Origin of the sequence: Microscilla marina ATCC 23134, from assembly GCF_000169175.1 — a bacterium.
GTDB lineage: Bacteria > Bacteroidota > Bacteroidia > Cytophagales > Microscillaceae > Microscilla > Microscilla marina.
Map to the genome: position 1 here is coordinate 129,820 of NZ_AAWS01000017.1, position 15,209 is coordinate 145,028.

Genomic DNA, 15,209 nt, shown 5'->3' on the forward strand with positions numbered 1-15,209 from the left:
TTTGATATTTGCCTTTTTGGTTTGAAAGTGCAACTTGTGTCAGCCTCCTGGCCCTAAAAATACTGTATGGATAGTTTCTATTTTTTGTTTGCTATCCCATACCTCTATTTCTACCTCAGTTTTAAGAGATTTTACCTCACCTGGAGGTAGTTCCAGAACAAACACCCCCTCAGCAGTTTCACTTTTTGCTACTTTGAGCGTATTACCCGCAAAGTGAATCTTACCCTTGCTATTTTTAAGTTTAAAAGTAAAAGAGGCATTTTCGTTGCTCTTATTGATAATGCGGGCATTGTATACATTGGTAATATTACCATTAGGTAGTTCGCTGTACAAAGAACCTGGCGCACGCAATAAAGTAACCTCATACTTGCCACGCTCCATCAATAAAAAAGCCTGTAAGCCAATAAGAATAAATAAAACGGCGGTGTAAGCAAGCACCCGTGGATTGCGTAGTTTCCAGTTGGTTTTGTTTTCAATGTTATTGTGCGAGGCATACCTGATCAACCCCTTGGGCTTTTCTATCTTTTCCATCACAGCATCGCAAGCATCTATACAAGCAGTGCAGTTTACACACTCCATTTGCGAGCCATTGCGAATATCGATACCAGTGGGGCACACATGCACACAAAGCTTACAGTCTACACAGTCGCCTTGTGGTTTTTCCAAATCATCCAGGTTCAACGGTTTATTGCTATTTGCGGCACTTTGTTTTTTCTTGAGTTTTCCCCTGGGTTCACCACGTTCAAAGTCATAAGCTACCCCTACCGAATCTTTGGTAAGTAACACGCTTTGTAAGCGACCATAAGGACATACCGCTATACAAGCCTGCTCGCGAAACTTGGCAAATACGCCATAAAAAACTCCCGTAAACGCCATTAACCCAACAAATCCGGCAAGGTTTTCCGTCGGAGGTTTGGAGGCAATAGCAATGGTTTGCTCAATGCCTACCATATACGCCATAGCAGCGTGGGCAATAAGCAGTGAAATGGCGAAGAAAATAAGTTGCTTGCTTGTTTTACGAATGACTTTGTCTTTGTCCCAGGGGCGTTTATTGAGTTTCCGCTGTTGGTTGGCGTCACCTTCTATCCAGTACTCTATGCGGCGAAAAACCATTTCCATAAATATAGTTTGGGGGCAAGCCCAACCACACCATACACGCCCATAGGCTACAGTAAACAAAATGATGAATATAAAAAAAGTGATGGTAGCAAGTACAAAAAGGTGAAAGTCTGCCGGAAGGAATAACCTGCCAAACAAGACAAACTTGCGCTCAAATACATTGAACAAAAACAAAGGGTTGCCATCTATTTTGATCAATGGTGCCCCAAAAAACAAGATGAGTAATACTACTGACACCAGTTTACGGCGGTTGTAATACTTGCCTTTAGGCTTTTTAGGATAAAGCCATACACGTTTGCCCTTGTCGTCTACAGTGGCAATAGTGTCACGGTACTCTTCCGTGTCGATAATATCTTCTAAACTATTCATGTGTTTATTAATTGTCTTTTTTACGATGGTCTTTCTATACAGGGCAGTGTGCCTAATAGCCCTTAGGAATGGTGTAAAAATAAAGTTCTATAGTAACGCCAAAATATTTTGTTGGCAGGAGAGGCAAAAAAACGCGTCATAGCAGCGCTACGGCAAGTTTTTTTAACGAATTCTGTCAGCGAAAGATGACGTTAAAAATGTAAATTTATTTTGGTACTATTCCTTAAATTATGTGCTTATCTTTTTGGTAAAACTTACGGGCAGATACTCAATGATCTGTTTTGTCTGTAAGCCCCTCTATCATAGCCTGAGAAATCAACTGATATACTTTTTTCCAGGCAGTTTTCATTTCGTGTGTCCAGGCATTGCCCAACACTTGAGCAAGCATATAAAGAAATGCATTGCCAAAAGCCGTAAAATAGGCTGGCTTTACTTGATAGTTTACATGTCGTTTTGCCAAAAACTTTACTTCTTCTTTTATGTTGTCCAGTTTGTTCAACTTGGTAACAATCAAAGTGATAGAAGACATCAGCTTTTGATTTTGGATATGTGTGTTTGATTGAAACAAGCGTTTCACTTGTGGATTTTGCTTAAACAAGTAGTTGTAAAAAATATCGCCTGCCTCATCTCGATGCGCCAATACCGATACCCACGAATTGCGCACTAAATTTATGTCTTGTGTTGTCATTATTAATTACCTGATCATCAATACCAGATAAGCGGACTGCTACACAAGTGTAAGCAGTCCAGCTACTGGTATATTCCCTATTTCTTTGCTTCCAGTTTTTTACCTTGAGGTTCTTTGGCGTTGGCAGGTTTGGTACCCTGTAGAGTCAAAATATAACTTGCCACATTTTGCATCTCTTCAGGCTTTAAGTCTTTCTTCCAAGCCTTCATCCCGTTTTTAGCCCCATATTTAATGGTTTTAAACACTCCTTTAATGTCGCCACCATACAACCAGTAGGCGTCAGTAAGGTTAGGGCCGATGCCTCCCTCTGCATTTTTACCGTGACAGGTAACGCAGTTCTTGACAAAAATTGCTTTACCACCATCAAGCGCAGTGGCATCATCTTTTACAAACTTCACACTGTTTTCGTCAATGTTGTTTGCCTGAGTTTTTTTGTAAGCCTCTACCTGCTTGGCAGCCACCGCCATTTCGGTTTCAAACTCTTCTATTTGGTTAGGCAATGTACCTGTTACCTCATACAAGGCAATATATACCACCGCAAACACAATACAGATATAAAAGAGTGCTGTCCACCATGGGGGCAAGTGGTTGTCCAATTCGCGAATGCCATCATACTCGTGGTCAAGCATAATGTCTTCCTCGTCTTCAAGTGCCACCCGGTAGTTTTGCTTGTTCATCCAGTTTTTCCACATACCAGTGAGCAAACCGTCAGGTTTCAAGCCTTTTTCGCGTTGGTCTTTCAACAAAATAATGTTGAGCATAGATACCACATACATAGACACTGTAAGCACCAATACTGCAGCCACAATTAGTAATACAATGAGCATTACCATCATAAATTCAGATTTGGGCATACCAAAATAGCTTGATTCTTTGGCGGCAGTTCCTTGTGCCCATAATGGAGCAACACTGAACAAAGTGAGCATTGCCGCCAGCCACTTTGCTTTTTTATTGAGTTTAAGCAGACCCGTTTTTTGCCAGATCTTATAAATTAGTTGTCTCATGACTGTGTATTTTCAGAATGTTGAGATTCATTTTTTGTTACATCTAAATCCAGCGGTAAATGCCTCATTTCGCTGATGTGTTTTTTGTCTACCTTGAATAACCATATAATGAGCAGTAGAAAAAAACTAAAAAATATGATGAGTGAAATCACCGGAAAAACCTCGATGTTTTGAACTTGTTCGAAATAATGTTTAAACATTTTTTATGGTTTTATTGCTTCACTGTTAAACGACTGCCTGATGTAACGCCAACCATTTGACAGTGAAACCATTGAACAATCGTTATTTTTGGCTGACCTGATCTTGGTCTTTTACCTTAATGTCGGTTCCCAGGCGCTGCAGGTAGGCAATCAAAGCCACAATCTCTTTGTCTTTGCTTACCTTTATTTTATCCTTGGCAAGTTGCGTCACTATCTCAGTAGCTTGCTTGTCCATTTCATCAGCGGCCTGATTTTCAAACCCTTCAGGATAAGGAACTCCCAAAGTTCTCATCGCATTTATTTTAGCCTTGATACCGTCTCTGTCATAAGTTTGGGTCATGAGCCAAGGGTAAGGAGGCATAATAGAACCCGGAGATGTAAGGCGTGGATCGAGCATGTGGCGATAGTGCCAGTTGTGTCCATACTTGCCACCCAAACGGTGCAAATCAGGACCAGTACGTTTAGACCCCCACAAAAATGGGTGATCGTATACAAACTCGCCGGCTTTAGAGTATTGTCCTCCGTCAGGGTCGTAGCGTTCTACCTCAGAGCGGAACGGACGAATCATTTGAGAGTGGCATCCTACACAACCTTCTCTTATATACAAGTCGCGCCCTTCGAGCTCTAGTGGCGTATAAGGTTTCACTGCGGCAATAGTAGGCACATTAGACTGAATCAGGAAAGTAGGCATCAACTCTATCAATCCCCCAATCAAAATAGCAATGGTAGTCAATACCGTAAACAAAATAGGCTTACGCTCAAGTACCCGGTGCCAGGCACCTTTGTGTACCGCATGTTGTTTGGTTTCCATAGGAGGAGCCTCAGCATCTTCGTTGGCAAGAAACTTACCCTGCGCGGCCGTTTTCCAAAGGTTATACGCCATAATGAAAGCACCTGTAAGGTAAAGCAAACCACCAAAAGCACGGAGCGCATACATAGGAACAATCTGTAGGGTAGTATCCAAAAAGTTTTTGTAAGTAAGCAAACCATCTGGCTCAAACTGTTTCCACATCAAGCTTTGGGTAAAACCAGCCCAATACATAGGCAAAGCATAAAAAATGATTCCGAGGGTACCTATCCAGAAGTGAATATTGGCAAGGCGGGTAGAAAACAACTTGGTTTGCCACATACGTGGTACCATCCAGTAAAGCATACCAAAAATAATGAAGCCGTTCCAGCCCAAACCACCCACGTGTACGTGTGCTACGATCCAGTCGGTATAGTGAGCAATGGCATTTACATTCTTTAACGACAGCATTGGACCTTCAAAAGTAGCCATACCATAAGCAGTAATCGCCACTACCATAAACTTAAGAATGGGGTCTTCACGTACCCTGTCCCAAGCGCCACGCAAAGTCAAAAGACCATTCAACATACCCCCCCATGAAGGAGCAATCAACATAATAGAAAAAACCACCCCTAAGCTCTGTGCCCAACCTGGCAATGAGGTATATAATAAGTGGTGAGGACCTGCCCATATGTAAATAAATATCAATGCCCAGAAGTGAATAATAGAGAGCTTGTAAGAATATACCGGACGATTGGCTGCTTTGGGTAGGTAATAATACATAATACCCAAAAATGGAGTAGTTAAGAAAAACGCCACCGCGTTATGTCCATACCACCACTGCACCAGTGCGTCTTGTACGCCGGCATACAAATAATAACTTTTGGTAAAGCTAATAGGCAACTCAAATGAGTTTACCACGTGCAATACTGCTACTGTGATAAAGGTAGCTATGTAAAACCAAATAGCCACATACATATGTCGTTCACGTCGCTTGATAATGGTACCAATCATATTGATACCAAACACCACCCAAATCAGGGTAATGGCAATGTCTATAGGCCACTCAAGCTCAGCGTATTCGTGGCTGGTAGTGATACCCAGAGGCAATGTGATAGCTGCTGCAACTATGATCAGTTGCCAGCCCCAGAAGTGAACCCGGCTCAGTGCATCGCTAAACATACGGGCTTTGAGCAAACGTTGCATAGAGTAATACACCCCGGCAAACATAGCGTTACCTACAAAGGCAAATATGATGGCGTTGGTGTGGAGGGGTCGGATACGCCCAAACGAGGTGTAGGGTATTCCGAAGTTGAATTGAGGAGCAAAGAGTTGTATGGCTATCAAAAGCCCTACCGTCATCCCCACAATAGCAAATACTACAGTGGCAATGACAAATAGCCTCACAATCCCATTGTCGTACCGAAATTTTTCTACTTGCATGATTTAAAAATATAAGTTTAAGGGTATTCTAATCGCAATGTGGTTCAAAAGTAGGCACAAGCCTTTCGGCAACAAATGACATCTAACAGAGCAAAAACTGACAATTGTCATCTTTTGAAATGACCTTTTGATTTTATGGTGGGTTGTAACTTTGATGCTTGGTATTGGTAGTGGTGGCATGTTTGCCAAAGTAGAAGCAAGAATGTAGTGGGTATTCTCTATTTGCCAGGGTAATTGTTCTTATTAAAAGTAACGAAATACCGCACTTCTTACTAAATACCGTATAAAAACCTTCATTTTTAGTGTCTTTCATTTCCATAGGAGTAAAAAAATGAAATTTTATTTCGCTGACTGTCAGTTACTTAAAAAATAATTTCCAACTCAAAATGCTTTTGGTCTTTGGTTTGAATATATACTAACCAAAGATATTTAATAAGCTTTGTGGTTAGGAAAAAAAAACGAGATTCTGTTAGGGTCTCGTTTTTTACTTTAGTGCCCTGATCAAATCATCATATCTCTATCAAGCCCCCAATAATCATCCAACAATTGTAGGGGCGATTCCCTTGTGGTCGCCCTGGCATATACCACCCCAATAATCATCCAACAATTGTAGAGGCGATTCCCTTGTGGTCGCCCTGGCATATACCACCCCAATAATCATCCAACAATTGTAGGGGCGATTCCCTTGTGGTCATCCTCAAACAATCATTTTTCCAGGTGGGCAGTTACAAGGATTGCCCCTACTAACGAAATACCGCATTTGTTACGAAATATCGTATAAAAATCTTCATTTTTAGTGTCTTTCATTTCCATAGAAGTAAAAAAATGAAATTTTATTTCGCTGACTGTCAATTACTTAAAAAATAATTTTCAACTCAAAACACTTTTGGTCTTTGGTTTGAATATATTTTAACCAAAGATATTTAATAAGCTTTGTGGTTAGGAAAAAAAAACGAGATTCTGTTAGGGTCTCGTTTTTTACTTTAGTGCCCTGATCAAATCATCATATCTCTATCAAGCCCCCAATAATCATCCAACAATTGTAGGGGCGATTTCCTTGTGGTCGCCCTGGCATATACCACCCAAATAATCATCCAACAATTGTAGAGGCGATTCCCTTGTGGTCGCCCTGGCATATACCACCCCAATAATCATCCAACAATTGTAGGGGCGATTCCCTTGTGGTCGCCCTGGCATATACCACCCCAATAATCATCCAACAATTGTAGAGGCGATTCCCTTGTGGTCGCCCTGGCATATACCACCCCAATAATCATCCAACAATTGTAGGGGCGATTCCCTTGTGGTCGCCCTGGCATATACCATCCAAATAATCATCCAACAATTGTAGGGGCGATTCCCTTGTGGTCATCCTCAAACAATCATTTTTCCAGGTGGGCAGTTACAAGGATTGCCCCTACTAACGAAATACCGCATTCGTTACGAAATATCGTATAAAAACCTTCATTTTTAGTGTCTTTCATTTCCATAGAAGTAAAAAAATGAAATTTTATTTCGCTGACTGTCAATTACTTAAAAAATAATTTTCAACTCAAAACACTTTTGGTCTTTGGTTTGAATATATACTAACCAAAGATATTTAATAAGCTTTGTGGTTAGGAAAAAAAAACGAGATTCTGTTAGGGTCTCGTTTTTTACTTTAGTGCCCTGATCAAATCATCATATCTCTATCAAACCCCCAATAATCATCCAACAATTGTAGGGGCGATTCCCTTGTGGTCGCCCTGGCATATACCATCCAAATAATCATCCAACAATTGTAGGGGCGATTCCCTTGTGGTCGCCCTGGCATATACCATCCAAATAATCATCCAACAATTGTAGGGGCGATTTCCTTGTGGTCGCCCTGGCATATACCATCCAAATAATCATCCAACAATTGTAGGGGCGATTCCCTTGTGGTCGCCCTGGCATATACCATCCAAATAATCATCCAACAATTGTAGGGACGATTCCCTTGTGGTCATCCTCAAACAATCATTTTTCCAGGTGGGCAGTTACAAGGATTGCCCCTACTAACGAAATACCGCATTAGTTACGAAACATCGTATAAAAACCTTCATTTTTAGTGTCTTTCATTTCCATAGAAGTAAAAAAATGAAATTTTATTTCGCTGACTGTCAGTTACTTAAAAAATAATTTCCAACTCAAAATACTTTTGGTCTTTGGTTTGAATATATTTTAACCAAAGATATTTAATAAGCTTTGTGGTTAGGAAAGAAAAACGAGATCCTGTTAGGGTCTCGTTTTTTACTTTAGTGACCATCTCAGGTGTTGGGCTTTAGCCTGACCAACACTTGCCAACCCAGAAATTCTTACACAAGTCGTTTATGATGTTTCGAGTAGCATTGCTCAGGTCACCCTTCGGTAAGACCTTCGCGGAGGGGGAAAAAATACCGTTTCAGGTGTAGGTCTTTGGGCTTTATCCTGACCAACACTTGCCAACCCAGAAATTCTTACACAAGTCGTTTATGATGTTTCGAATAGCATTGCTCCGGTCACCCTGCGGTAAGACCTTCACGGAGGAGTGAAAGATGACAAGTCGAAACCCAAAAGGCCATGTCATTCTGAATAAAATGAAGAACCGAGCTTGTGAGTTCAGCGTAGCTAATCTGGTGGTATTTTACTACCTGGATACACTTACTTGCTCCAGGCACCACAACTACAAATTCCTTAAGTTGTCATCAGTAGTTTACGAGGGAGCAACTGGCTATACAAATAACATCTCAGGTGTAGGTCTTTGGGCTTTAGCCTGACCAACACTTGCCAACCCAGAAATTCTTACACAAGTCGTTTATGATGTTTCGAGTAGCATTGCTCAGGTCACCCTTCGGTAAGACCTTCGCGGAGAGGGAAAAAATACCGTTTCAGGTGTTGGTCTTTGGGCTTTATCCTGACCAACACTTGCCCTGATCAAATCATCATATCTCTATCAAGCCCCCAATAATCACCCAACAATTGTAGGGGCGATTCCCTTGTGGTCGCCCTGGCATATACCATCCAAATAATCATCCAACAATTGTAGGGACGATTCCCTTGTGGTCATCCTCAAACAATCATTTTTCCAGGTGGGCAGTTACAAGGATTGCCCCTACTAACGAAATACCGCATTAGTTACGAAATACCGTATAAAAACCGCGTTTTTTCAATCTTCTAAATTTTCATCAAGTCAAAAAAATAAAATTTTATCCCACTGACTATCAAACACTTAAAAAATAATTTTCAACTCAAAACACTTTTGGTCTTTGGTTTGAATATATACTAACCAAAGATATTTAATAAGCTTTGTGGTTAGGAAAGAAAAACGAGATCCTGTTAGGGTCTCGTTTTTTACTTTAGTGACTTTTCGGTTTTTCAAGAAACCACTTTACTTAATACAACTTGCAAAGCCTCGATAAACATATCTGCTTCGGTTTGCCCAATGCCCAAAGGAGGCAACAAGCGCAAAGTATGGGCCCCCGATGCCCCGGTAAAAATATGATGTTCAAATAACAATTGCTTACGTAAATCCCTGATTTCAAAATCAAACTCCAACCCAATCATCAGTCCCTGTCCTCTCAAATCCTTCACTGCGCCTATGTTTTTGAGTTGTTTCATCAAATAATCACCCACTTGGTGAGCGTTATTCATGAGCTTTTCTTGTTCCAACACTTCCAGTACAGCAATGCTTGCCACGCACGCCAAATGGTTGCCGCCAAAGGTAGTACCCAACATTCCATGCCAAGGCTCAAACCCTGAGCTGATCAATGCACCTCCCACCGGAAACCCGTTGCCCATGCCTTTTGCCATGGTAATGAGGTCAGGCCTAATAGTACTGTATTGATGGGCAAAGAACTTACCCGAACGACCATAGCCTGACTGTATTTCGTCTAAAATTAAGACCGTACCAGCCGCTTTACAAGCTTGCGCCAATCCCTCTAAAAACACCGGATCAGGCACTTGTACACCTCCTACGCCCTGTATGCCTTCTATAATTACCGCAGCTATGTCGTGCTGGTCCAACTCAGTTTTGGTAGCTTCTAAATCGCCCCAAGGCACTCTTACCACCGCGTGATTGGCATTGATTGGCGCCACTATTTTAGGATTGTCGGTAGCGGCTACTGTTGCCGAGGTACGCCCGTGAAAGCCTTTGGCAAAAGCCAATATTTTACTGCGCCCCGTATGAAACGAAGCTAGTTTTAAAGCATTTTCATTGGCTTCAGCGCCAGAGTTACACAAAAACAAGGTATAATCATCATAACCAGAGAGCTCGCCCAGTTTTGTGGCCAATTGCGCTTGCAATGAATTTTGCACCGAGTTGGAATAAAAACCTATTTGCTGGAGTTGCTCATTGATACGCTGTACATAATGCGGGTGACTATGCCCAATAGAAATCACTGCATGCCCTCCGTACAAGTCCAAATATTTTTGCCCGGTTTTGTCCCATACATAAGCTCCTTTGGCTTTGGTAGGCTCTATGTCAAATAAGGGGTAAACATCAAATAGTTTCATTGTTTGTTTCTTTAAATTAAGCATCAAGCGACCAACTCACTAAAAAATATCATATTTGCAAATATAATATTACAACCTCTTTTTTCACACACACACCGCCATCATATTGTTCAAGATTTGTTGCAAAGCAGTGGCAAACAAGTCTACATCGGTTTTGGCAAGCTTGAGCGGAGGCAATATGCGCAATACGTGTGTGCCCGATACCCCAGTAAAAATATGGTGCTTGTATACCAATTGTTTGCGCAACTCAGCTACCGGAAAATCGAACTCTACGCCTATCATCAATCCCTTGCCGCGTACCTCTTTGATGCCCTCTATCGCCCGCAGACGTTGTTGCATATAATTGCCTACCTCCGCAGCATTTTGTATCAACCCCTCTTTTTCAATAATCTCAAGGACAGCAATGCCTGCCGCACACGCCAAATGGTTGCCGCCAAAAGTGGTGCCCAGCATTCCCTTGCGTGGGGTAAACTGAGGGCTAATCAATACCCCGCCAATCGGAAAACCATTGCCCATACCCTTTGCCACAGTGATAATGTCGGGGCGGAGGTGGGTGTATTGGTGAGCAAAGAATTTACCCGAACGCCCATAACCCGATTGTATTTCATCGGCAATCAAAACAGTTTGGGTATCGTGGCAAAGTTGCTGCAGTTGAGTCAAAAACTGAGGGTTGGGCACATGGATGCCGCCATAGCCTTGAATGCCTTCTACAATGACTGCCGCCACTTCGCCCGACTTCAAATGTTGAGCAACGCTTTCAATATCGTTTAAAGGTACCCTGACCACCTCGTGTACCGTGTTTACAGGCGCCAGTTTTTGGGGCATATCAGTTACCGCAATCGCAGCCGAGGTGCGCCCATGAAAGCCACGGGTAAAAGTGAGAATTTTACGCCGTTGGGTGTGGTACGAAGCCAGCGTAAAAGCACTTTCGTTGGCTTCGGCTCCGGTATTGCACAAAAACAACGAGTAATCGGTATAGCCTGACAACTGGGTAAGTTGATGAGCAAGCTGTTTTTGTAAAGAGTTTTGGGTTGAGTTAGAGTAAAACCCCAGACTGTTTAACTGGTGGGCAATGCTTTGGATATAATGTGGGTGACTATGCCCTACCGACATGACCGCATGCCCTCCGTACAAATCTAAATACTGTTGCCCTTGGGTGTCTTGCACATATACTCCTTTGCCTTTTACCGGCTCTACATCAAACGATGGATATACTTCAAATAAGTTCATTTTTCTTTTTATATACTGGCTTCAGGTGGCGCTTTCCAAATCCGTCAGAACCCGATCGATTTTAATTTTAAAGCAGTGGTTTCGTCCCAGCCAAAAATCAGGTTCATATTCTGGACAGCCTGCCCGGAAGCTCCTTTTAACAAATTATCAATCATACTGATAATAAGCAGCTTATTATCGTGTTTTTCAACATACAACAGGGCTTTATTGGTATTGACCACCTGTTTCAAATCAGGGTTGGTATCGCTGACAAGCACAAAAGGATGATCGTGGTAATAGTCTTGGTAATACTGAGTAGCTTCTTCAGTTGTCCAATCACATTCGGTATACACCGATGCCATAATGCCTCGACTAAAATTGCCCCTTACCGGGATAAAATTAATTGCCCGTTCAAAGCCTGTTTGTAACTGTTGTATGCTTTGCCCTATTTCGCCAAGGTGTTGGTGTTGAAAAGCTTTGTACACCGACACATTATTATTTCTCCAGCTAAAATGGGTAGTGGCTCCTGGTGCTTGTCCTGCCCCGGTAGACCCCGTAATGGCATGCACATGCACTTCATTGTTTAAGACTTGTTGGGCTGCCAATGGCAACAAAGCGAGTTGGATGGCAGTGGCAAAGCATCCCGGATTGGCTATGTATTGGCTGCCTTGTATGCTGCTTTTGTTCAATTCGGGCAAACCATACACAAAGCTATGACCGGGGCGCTTAAGCCTAAAATCGTGGCTTAAGTCTATAACCTTGAGCTGGGGTGGCAATGGAGCGTTTTTTTCCAAAAACAATTGAGATTGCCCGTGCCCCATGCACAAAAATATAAGATCAACTTCGTCTAAAAACAATTGGTTCGTAAACGCCAGTGCAATGTCTCCAGCCAAATCTTGGTGAACGTGATGCACTGGCTTGCCCGCCTGACTGTTGCTATGCACAAAGGCAATGTCGATGTGGGGGTGGTTGACCAATAGTCTGAGCAACTCTCCGGCGGTATAACCCGCGCCCCCGATAATTCCTGTTTTCATAATATTAGAGCTTCAAGGTGTCAGTCACAAGCCACAAGAAACTAATCTGCCCTTGTAGCTTATCGCTAATTCACTGAATGATATATTGAGCGCTTCTAGGTGTCAACCAATGCTGAATGTTGTTTAACTGTGTTGAGCTCACTACGTTCGGTTCCTTAAGGATTGAGCATTAAAAAAATAGATGCGTGAGCCATCTGCAACAGGCTAAAGCTAAAGGCTAATGGCTAAAAGCTTTGTTAAGTAAACAGCATTGAGGTGCCAGCAACAAACCACAAGAAACTAATCCGCCCTTGTAGCTTGTCGCTAACCCCTTATACCTTATTCACTGAATGATATATTTTGTGGGCATTGCCCAGTATTTTAGTAAAACCCTTCACATCGTCGCCCGACCATTCGCGGTTCATTTCGCCATAGTGCCCAAACTTGGCTTGCATCAAGTCGTGGTCAGAAGCAATGCCGGCTATCTCAAACCTGTAGGGGTGTAGTTGTACAAATACCTGCCCGCTCACGGTGGTTTGGGTATCTGCCAAAAAGTGTTCAATGTTACGCATCACTGGGTCGAGGTATTGCCCCTCGTGTAGCAACATTCCGTACCAGTTGCCTAGTTGCTCTTTCCAGTACTGTTGCCATTTGGTCAAGGTGTGTTTTTCTAAGGTATGGTGCCCCTTGATAATGATGAGCGGTGCCGCTGCCTCAAAGCCTACCCTGCCCTTGATGCCAATAATGGTGTCGCCCACGTGCACATCGCGCCCAATGGCATAAGGTGCGGCCAATTTGTTCAGTTGATTGATGGCATCTACCGGGTTGTGGTATGTTTGGGCTGCCTCATTGCCCCATTGCAAGCCCTTCAGTTCGCCTTGTGCAAAAACTAAAGTTACCTGCAATGGCTCGGTTTGCTGTAGTTGGCTGGGGTATGCCTCTTCGGGCAAAGGCTGGTGCGAGGTGAGAGTTTCTTTGCCGCCTACACTTGTACCCCAAAGCCCTTGGTTGATAGAATAAGCTGCTTTTTCCCAATCATCGTGAATGCCATTCGCTTTGAGGTAGTCTATTTCCGCTTCACGCGAAAGCTGCAAGTCACGAATGGGGGTAATAATTTCTACTTCGGGCATGATAATCTGAAACGCCAGGTCAAAGCGTACCTGATCGTTGCCTGCCCCCGTGCTGCCGTGTGCCACATATTTGGCCCCCAACTCTTGGGTATAGTTGGCTACAGCCAATGCCTGAAACATACGCTCCGCACTTACCGACAAGGGATAGGTTTGGTTACGCAATATGTTGCCAAAAATGAGGTATTTCACGCATTCTTCGTAGTATTGATTGGTGCAATCGAGCACTTTAAAATCTACCACGTTCAATTGTTCGGCGCGTTGGGCAATCTGCTTGAGCTCCTCGTCAGAAAATCCCCCCGTGTTTACCGCCACAGCGTATACCTCCATGCCCTTCTCCTGGGCAAGGTATTGGGCACAGTAAGAGGTGTCTAACCCTCCGCTAAACGCCAGCACTACTTTGTTGTTGCTTGTATCAGTCATTTTTTGGCTTGTCTTTTTGAGGCTTGAGTTTTGTTTTTTGTTCCTGTATTTTATCCAGTTTTTTTCCCAGTTTTTCTTCTATTTTTTGGGCTTTCTTGTCTAGCTTTTCCTGTTTCTTTACCATGCGTTTTTCCTTGTGGTCTTCCAGTTTGGTCAGCACAAACTGCTTGTAACGCATCCAACGCTGGTACACCTTCATAGAGTGCTTCCATTTTTTTGGCGGTTTGGTTTCGGTGGCAGGGTTATCCTTGTCTTGCGCTGGGTCATAGAGCATACCCGTACACAAACAGTGCTTGCGTTCGGTGCGGGTGAGCACGTCATAATTGACACAACTTTGGCACCCCTTCCAAAAGGTTTCGTCTTGGGTAAGCTCAGAGAAAGTCACAGGTTTGTAGCCCAGCTCTGAGTTGATCTTCATCACTGGCAAACTGGTAGTAAGCCCAAACACTTTGGCATGAGGAAACTGTACCTTTGATAGTTCAAACGCCTTGGCTTTGATGCGTTTTGCCAGTCCTTCGCCCCTAAATTCGGGGTTTACAATCAAACCCGAGTGCGCCACATAATTGCCGTGCTGCCAGGTTTCTATGTAGCAAAAGCCAGCCAGGGCTGTGCCCTTAAGCGCAATCACCGCTTTTCCTTCTATCATCTTTGTTTTAATATATTCAGGGTCGCGCTTGGCTATGCCAGTGCCACGTACTTTGGCGGCTTCTTCTATCATTCGGCACACTGCTTCAGCATACCGCACGTGGCTTTCGTTGGCCGTTTCAACATGGGTAGTAGTCATACTTTTGGGTACTAAGTGTAGAGCATTGTTTGATGGGTGTTCTTGAGTGGTTAAAAAATGTTCGCTTCCCGCAAATGGAAAGTAAAGATTGCGTTTTTTTAACCTAAAACTGGTACTGAATACGCTATCCCACTGTTTTTTTGTAAAAAGTAACATGGCTTTTCACCCTAAGTAATCTGTAAAAAATAAATAGTAGATTGGATAAATGGAATCGTTAAAAACTCCATCAAAAGTATACAGTAAATGACTGCTCAATGTAACAAAACTTCAGGAAACTCTGCGTAAATCTATCATCAGATTTTGAAGGGCGGGGCGATTAAAAATCCCCCAAATTTGGGCAATATGTATTTGTTTCGTCCCCTTAGGGACGGGCATTGTTGCGGCGGGCGGCGGCAAGGGGCAATATGTAAGCAGTGCTATACATGAGGTTTGGGAGTGGCTCCCAATTCTTTTTTACAATTGTAATCGAATCTTAAGGGCAATGTCAAGTTTTTGGTAAGTATTTAACAGTTTGAAAGGTTAAAAACAATG

The 15,209-nt window shown here is 42.8% G+C and carries 10 protein-coding genes; all 10 read right to left on the reverse strand.

Annotation, left to right across the window (positions count from 1 at the left end; all coding sequences use genetic code 11):
- Positions 1-39: 39 nt before the first annotated feature.
- The gene (ccoG, locus tag M23134_RS17535) at positions 40-1,488 is read right to left on the reverse strand and encodes a cytochrome c oxidase accessory protein CcoG (RefSeq protein WP_002698464.1); all 1,449 of its coding nucleotides are present in this window, start codon (positions 1,486-1,488) and stop codon (positions 40-42) included.
- 268 nt (positions 1,489-1,756) lie between these two features.
- Positions 1,757-2,176: a globin domain-containing protein gene (locus M23134_RS17540; protein ID WP_002698465.1), complete on the reverse strand. Its 420-nt coding sequence runs from the start codon at positions 2,174-2,176 to the stop codon at positions 1,757-1,759.
- Positions 2,177-2,253: 77 nt separating this feature from the next.
- A complete protein-coding gene (locus M23134_RS17545) occupies positions 2,254-3,180 on the reverse strand; it encodes a cbb3-type cytochrome c oxidase N-terminal domain-containing protein (protein ID WP_002698466.1) in 927 nt (308 codons plus the stop codon).
- On the reverse strand, positions 3,177-3,380 hold the full coding sequence (locus M23134_RS17550) for a hypothetical protein (protein WP_002698469.1): 204 nt from the start codon (positions 3,378-3,380) through the stop codon (positions 3,177-3,179). Before M23134_RS17550 ends, M23134_RS17545 begins: the two co-directional genes overlap by 4 nt.
- Positions 3,381-3,462: 82 nt before the next feature.
- The gene (gene ccoN, locus M23134_RS17555) at positions 3,463-5,610 is read right to left on the reverse strand and encodes a cytochrome-c oxidase, cbb3-type subunit I (RefSeq protein WP_002698470.1); all 2,148 of its coding nucleotides are present in this window, start codon (positions 5,608-5,610) and stop codon (positions 3,463-3,465) included.
- A gap of 3,375 nt (positions 5,611-8,985) precedes the next feature.
- Positions 8,986-10,122 (reverse strand): aspartate aminotransferase family protein, encoded by a 1,137-nt coding sequence (locus M23134_RS17565; RefSeq protein WP_045113771.1) that lies wholly within the window; start codon positions 10,120-10,122, stop codon positions 8,986-8,988.
- Positions 10,123-10,206: 84 nt separating this feature from the next.
- Entirely contained in the window at positions 10,207-11,352 is a 1,146-nt protein-coding gene (locus tag M23134_RS17570) for an aspartate aminotransferase family protein (RefSeq protein ID WP_002698480.1), read from the reverse strand.
- Between the two features lie 44 nt (positions 11,353-11,396).
- Positions 11,397-12,365 (reverse strand): N-acetyl-gamma-glutamyl-phosphate reductase, encoded by a 969-nt coding sequence (gene argC, locus M23134_RS17575; protein WP_002698482.1) that lies wholly within the window; start codon positions 12,363-12,365, stop codon positions 11,397-11,399.
- A gap of 311 nt (positions 12,366-12,676) precedes the next feature.
- Positions 12,677-13,894 (reverse strand): argininosuccinate synthase, encoded by a 1,218-nt coding sequence (locus tag M23134_RS17580; RefSeq protein ID WP_002698484.1) that lies wholly within the window; start codon positions 13,892-13,894, stop codon positions 12,677-12,679.
- Positions 13,887-14,834 (reverse strand): GNAT family N-acetyltransferase, encoded by a 948-nt coding sequence (locus tag M23134_RS17585; RefSeq protein ID WP_002698486.1) that lies wholly within the window; start codon positions 14,832-14,834, stop codon positions 13,887-13,889. The genes M23134_RS17580 and M23134_RS17585 overlap by 8 nt, the downstream gene beginning before the upstream one ends.
- Between the last annotated feature and the right edge of the window lie 375 nt (positions 14,835-15,209).